This is a genomic window from Bacillus sp. LR_5 (genome assembly GCF_042709275.1).
The window spans coordinates 1-1,213 of sequence record NZ_JAVAXX010000599.1 but is presented as its reverse complement, the minus strand read 5'-3'; the positions used below and the strand labels follow the sequence as shown (position 1 = coordinate 1,213).

The following is a 1,213-nucleotide window of genomic DNA, read 5'->3' as shown; positions in this document are numbered from 1 at the left end:
CAATCAGAGACTTGCTGAAACGCTTGTTGATCCTGAAACAGGAGAAATCCTTGCTGAAAAAGGCCAGATTCTTGATAGAAGAACACTTGATAAAGTACTGCCATACTTAGAAAACGGAATCGGTTTTAGAAAGCTGTATCCGAATGGCGGCGTTGTTGAAGATGAAGTGACTCTTCAATCAATTAAAATCTTTGCTCCGACTGATCAAGAAGGAGAACAGGTTATTAATGTAATCGGCAATGCTTACATCGAAGAAGAGATTAAAAACATCACGCCTGCTGATATTATTTCTTCAATCAGCTACTTCTTCAACTTGCTGCACGGAGTAGGCGATACAGATGATATCGATCATCTTGGAAACCGCCGTTTACGTTCTGTAGGCGAGCTTCTTCAGAACCAATTCCGTATCGGTTTAAGCCGTATGGAGCGTGTGGTTCGTGAGAGAATGTCAATTCAAGATACGAATACAATTACGCCTCAGCAGCTGATCAATATTCGTCCTGTTATTGCGTCCATTAAAGAGTTCTTTGGAAGCTCACAGCTTTCTCAATTCATGGATCAGACGAACCCGCTTGCTGAATTAACGCACAAGCGTCGTCTGTCAGCATTAGGACCGGGCGGATTGACACGTGAGCGTGCCGGAATGGAAGTGCGTGACGTTCACTACTCCCACTATGGCCGTATGTGTCCGATTGAAACGCCTGAGGGCCCGAACATCGGTTTGATCAACTCACTATCATCTTATGCAAAAGTAAACCGTTTTGGCTTTATTGAAACGCCATATCGCCGCGTTGACCCTGAAACAGGGAAGGTAACGGGCAGAATCGATTACTTAACTGCTGATGAAGAGGATAACTATGTTGTCGCTCAAGCGAATGCTCGTCTTGATGACGAAGGCGCCTTTATTGATGACAGCATCGTAGCTCGTTTCCGCGGGGAGAACACTGTTGTTTCCAGAAATCGTGTAGACTACATGGATGTATCGCCTAAGCAGGTTGTATCTGCTGCGACAGCATGTATCCCGTTCTTAGAAAACGATGACTCCAACCGTGCCCTCATGGGAGCGAACATGCAGCGTCAGGCTGTGCCTTTGATGCAGCCGGAAGCGCCATTTGTTGGAACTGGTATGGAATACGTATCAGGAAAAGACTCTGGTGCCGCTGTTATTTGTAAACACCCTGGTATCGTTGAACGCGTAGAAGCGAAAAACGTT

The 1,213-nt window shown here is 45.8% G+C and carries 1 pseudogene; it reads left to right on the top strand.

The window, feature by feature from the left end:
• A pseudogene (locus RAC86_RS38840) lies at positions 1–1,213 on the top strand (DNA-directed RNA polymerase subunit beta); the annotation flags it as partial.